This window comes from Modestobacter sp. SYSU DS0875, from assembly GCF_054050915.1.
On the sequence record NZ_JBJHAH010000055.1, the window covers coordinates 1 to 4390 of the forward strand.

The 4390-nt window shown below is 77.2% G+C and carries 3 protein-coding genes; all 3 read left to right on the forward strand.

Annotated features, from left to right (window positions below; translation table 11 throughout):
• The first annotated feature begins 260 nt into the window (after window positions 1-260).
• The 3 genes from ACI79Y_RS19510 to ACI79Y_RS19520 all read left to right on the forward strand — a co-directional run bounded on the left by ACI79Y_RS19510 (window position 261) and on the right by ACI79Y_RS19520 (window position 4140).
• Window positions 261-1895, forward strand: coding sequence for a glycoside hydrolase family 13 protein (locus ACI79Y_RS19510; RefSeq protein WP_457160080.1), 1635 nt, complete (start codon window positions 261-263; stop codon window positions 1893-1895).
• Window positions 1896-1972: 77 nt separating this feature from the next.
• Window positions 1973-2830, forward strand: coding sequence for an NAD-dependent epimerase/dehydratase family protein (locus ACI79Y_RS19515; RefSeq protein ID WP_457160081.1), 858 nt, complete (start codon window positions 1973-1975; stop codon window positions 2828-2830).
• Window positions 2827-4140, forward strand: coding sequence for a glucose-6-phosphate dehydrogenase (locus ACI79Y_RS19520; protein WP_457160082.1), 1314 nt, complete (start codon window positions 2827-2829; stop codon window positions 4138-4140). The genes ACI79Y_RS19515 and ACI79Y_RS19520 overlap by 4 nt, the downstream gene beginning before the upstream one ends.
• Window positions 4141-4390: the final 250 nt, after the last annotated feature.

Below are 4390 nucleotides of genomic sequence, written 5' to 3' on the forward strand. Positions count from 1 at the left end.
AACCGCCACACTCACCCCCCCCACCCCCCCGCCCCCCACCCCCCCCCCCCCCCCCCCCCCCGCCCCCCCCCCCCCGCCCCCCCCCCCCCCCCGGGCCCCCCCCCCCACAGCCCGTGGTGATCATGCCGACGGGCGGCGGGAGGAGCTGCGGGTCCAGGGGTCGGTCGCGCACTGCCTTGTCGAGAACCGCCGAACTTCCCGGCCGATGTTCGTGACCCGCGCCACAGAGGACGCGGCGGGGAGCTGCCGATGATCGGGGCATGGCAGCTCGGCTCGCAACGGCGCGGACCTCCACGCAGCAGACGATCACCCCGGACCTCACCGCCGACCCGTGGTGGCGCTCGGCCGTGGTCTACCAGGTCTACCTGCGCTCCTTCGCCGACGCCAACGGCGACGGCATCGGTGACCTGGCCGGCCTGCGCTCCCGGCTGCCCTACCTGTCCTGGCTGGGCGTCGACGCGCTGTGGATCAACCCGCACTACCCCTCCGGCGGCGCCGACGGCGGCTACGACATCAGCGACTACCGCGCGGTCGACCCGGACTACGGCGACGTCGCCGACCTGGAGGCCCTCGTCGCCGACGCCCGGCAGCTGGGCCTGCGGGTGGTGCTGGACGTCGTCCCGAACCACACCTCCGACCAGCACCCGTGGTTCCAGGCCGCGCTGGCCGACCCCGACTCCCCCGAGGCCTCCCGGTATCACTTCGCGCCCGCGTCGGAGCTGCCGCCGAACAACTGGCGCTCGCTGTTCGGCGGACCGGCGTGGTCGCGCACCCCGGACGGCCGCTGGTACCTGCACCTGTTCGCCCCCGAGCAGCCGGACCTGAACTGGCGCGACCCGGCCGTGGCCGCCGACTTCGAGCACACGCTGCGCTTCTGGCTGGACCGCGGGGTCAGCGGCTTCCGCGTCGACGTCGCCTACGGACTGTTCAAGGACGCCGGCCTGCGCGACAACCCCGGCGCCTACTCCCCCACCCTCTTCGGGCACGGCCCCGAGCAGGCGATGACCTGGAACCAGCCGGAGGTGCACGACGTCTGGCGGCGCTGGCGGTCGATCTGCGACGAGTACCCCGGGACGATGCTGGTCGGCGAGGTCTGCCTGGCCGACCTCGAGCAGGTGGCGCTGTACTCCCGTCCCGACGAGATGCACCAGTCGCTCTCCTTCCGGCTGGTCAAGTCCGGCTGGGACGTCGAGGCCTTCGCCGACGGCGTGCGCAGCGCGCTGGACGCCTTCGGCGCCGTGGGCGCCCCGGTCTCCTGGGTGCTGGGCAACCACGACAAGGACCGCCAGGTCACCCGCTTCGGCGGCGGTGACCTCGGCACCGCGCGGGCCCGGGCGGCGGCGCTGCTCATGCTCGCGCTGCCGGGCTCGGCCTACGTCTACGCCGGTGACGAGCTGGGGCTGCCGCAGGCCGTCGTCCCCGACGAGGCCAAGCAGGACCCGATCTTCCACCGCAGCGACGGCGCCCGGGCCGGCCGGGACGGCTGCCGGGTGCCGATGCCGTGGAACGACGCCACCGGGGTGGGCTTCTCGACCGACCCCGCCGCCCGACCGTGGCTGCCCGTCCCGGAGGGCTGGGGGCGCTGGGCGGTGTCCCGGCAGGCCCGCGACGGCGGCTCGATGCTCACCCTCTACCGGCGTGCGCTCGCGCTGCGCGAGGCGCACGCGGCCCTGGGGTCGGGCGCGGCCACGGTGAGCACCCGCGGTGACGTGCTCACCGTGCGCTGCACCGCGGCCGACGGCTCGGTGGTGCGGTGCGTGGTCAACATGGGCGCGGGCACGACCCTGGTGCGCACCGCGGGCTCGGTGCTGCTCGCCTCGACCACCCGCGTCCGCCGGTCGGCCGGTCGCGTCGCGCTCCCCGCCGACAGCGCCGTCTGGCTCGCCGAGGACTGACCCGCCTGCTCCTCGGGCTGCGGGCGGCGCCGGGCTGGGTCAGGCTGAGCGCCGGTTCCGAGGACGGGAGAGAGTGCATGGCGCGGGTCGCGGTCACGGGCAGCAGCGGGAAGCTCGGCAGGGTGGTGGTGGCCCACCTGGTGGAGCACGGGTGGGACGTGCTGGCCCTGGACCGGGTGCCGAGCCCGCGGGCCGACGTCGAGTCCGCGGTGGTCGACCTGACCGACGCCGGCCAGGCCGTCGAGGCGCTCGGCGGGTTCGACGAGCACGGTCCGGTCGACGCGCTGGTGCACCTGGCCGCCGTCCCGGCGCCGGGGCTGGTGCCGAACGCGACCACGTTCGCCAACAACGTGACGGCGTCCTACAACGTCTACACGGCGGCGCTGCGCGCGGGCGTGCGCAGCATCGTGTGGGCCTCCAGCGAGACCGTGCTCGGGCTGCCGTTCGACGAGGCGCCGCCGTACCTGCCGGTCGACGAGGAGTACCCGCCGCGGCCGACCACCACCTACTCCCTGGGGAAGACCCTGGAGGAGGAGCTGGCCCGGCAGCTGTGCCGGTGGCACCCGGACCTGTCGATGACCGGCCTGCGGTTCAGCAACGTGATGCACCCCGAGGAGTACGCGGGCTTCCCCGCCTTCGACGCGGATCCGCGGCTGCGCCGGTGGAACCTGTGGGGCTACATCGACGCCCGGGACGGCGCCCAGGCGGTGCGCCGCGCCCTGGAGCAGCGGCTGCCCGGTCCGGAGGTGTTCATCGTCGCCAACGCCGACACGGTGATGTCCCGGCCGACGGCGCAGCTGGCCGCCGAGGTCTTCCCCGACGTCCCGGTGACCCGGGAGCTGGGCGAGCACGAGACGCTGCTGTCGATCGAGAAGGCCCGCCGGCTGCTCGGCTTCGAGCCCGAGCACTCCTGGCGCGACTCCGTGGCCCGGTGATCACCCGGCTGCTGCTGTTCGGCGCTACCGGCGACCTCGCCGGCCGCTTCCTGCTGCCCGCGCTCGCCGAGCTGAGCGCGGCCGGGCGGCTGCCCGAGGGCCTGGAGCTCGTGGGCGCGGCCGAGCAGGACTGGGACGACGCCCGGTTCGCCGAGCACGTCGCCGCCCGGCTGCGCGAGCACGCCGGGGACGTCCCGCCCGCCGTCCGGCAGGCGCTGGCGGCGGCCGCCCGCTACCGCCGGGTCGACCTCGGCGAGCCGGGCACCGTCGCGGCCGCGGTCGGCGCGTTCGCCGGTACCGGTCCGGTCGCCGCGTACCTGGCGCTGCCCCCGTCGCTGTTCCCGGCTGCCGTCCGGGCCCTGGGGGCGGCGGGCCTGCCGCCGGGCAGCCGGATCGCGGTGGAGAAGCCGTTCGGCCGGGACCTGGCGGACGCGCGGTCGCTGAACGCGCTGCTGGCCGAGGCGACCGGCGGCGCCGAGCGAGCCGCCTTCCGGGTCGACCACTTCCTGGGCATGCCCGCGGTGGCCGACCTGCCCGGGGTGCGCGCGCCGGGCAGTGGCCTGGCAGCGCGGTGGGACGCCGGGCACCTCGCCCAGGTGGACGTCGTCTGGGAGGAGACGCTGGACGTCGGGGGCCGCGCCGGGTTCTACGACCGGACCGGTGCGCTGCGTGACGTGCTGCAGAACCACCTGGTCCAGGTGCTCACGCTGCTGGCGATGGAGCTGCCCGAGACGCCGGCCGAGGACGACCTGCACCGGGTGCGGCTGGAGCTGCTCCGGTCGGTGCGGGTACCCGAGGTGACGGCCACCCGCCGGGCCCGCTACACCGCCGGCGCCGCCGGGCACGCCTACGTGGACGCGGACGGCGTCGACCCGGCCCGGGGCACCGAGACCTTCGCCGAACTGGTCCTCGAGGTGGACACACCCCGCTGGGCCGGCACCCGCTTCGTGCTGCGCACCGGCAAGGCGATGGCGGCCGACCGCAAGTGCGTGGTGCTGCACCTCCGGACACCCGCGCCACCGGAGTGCCCGGCGGGGGTCGAGCGGGTCGCCGACGACCGGCTGGAGATCGCCCTGGACGGCGCGCACCAGGGCGCCGCCGGGGTGGAGGTGCACGCGCCGGGCGAGCGCACCGCCTACGGTGCGGTGCTCGCCGACGTGCTCGCCGGCGGCACGCGCACCGCGGTCAGTGCCGCCGAGGCGGAGGAGGCCTGGCGCTTCGTCGACCCGGTGCGGCGTGCCTGGTCCGCCGGCGAGCCGGTGCTGCTGGAGTACCCCGCCGGCTCCACCGGGCCCCGCGCCGACAGCTGACCCGCACGGCACCGGCGGGCTCCAGCGACCGGCGCGGCGCCGCGTGCGCGGGGGGGGGGGGGGGGGGGGGGGGGGGGGGGGGGGGGGGGGGGGGGGGGGGGGGCGGGGGGGGGCGGGGGGGGGGGGGGGGGGGGGGGGGGGGGGGGGGGGGGGGGGGGGGGGGGGGGGGGGGGGGGGGGGGGGGGGGGGGGGGGCGCGGGGGGGGGTGGGGGGGGCGGGGGGGGGGTGGGGGGGTGGGGGGTGGTGGTGG

Bases quoted from the DNA above. Each gene is read 5' to 3' on its own strand.
- ACI79Y_RS19515 (WP_457160081.1), top strand. From the start codon at position 1,973: ATGGCGCGGGTCGCGGTCACGGGCAGCAGCGGGAAGCTCGGCAGGGTG.
- ACI79Y_RS19510 (WP_457160080.1), top strand. From the start codon at position 261: ATGGCAGCTCGGCTCGCAACGGCGCGGACCTCCACGCAGCAGACGATC.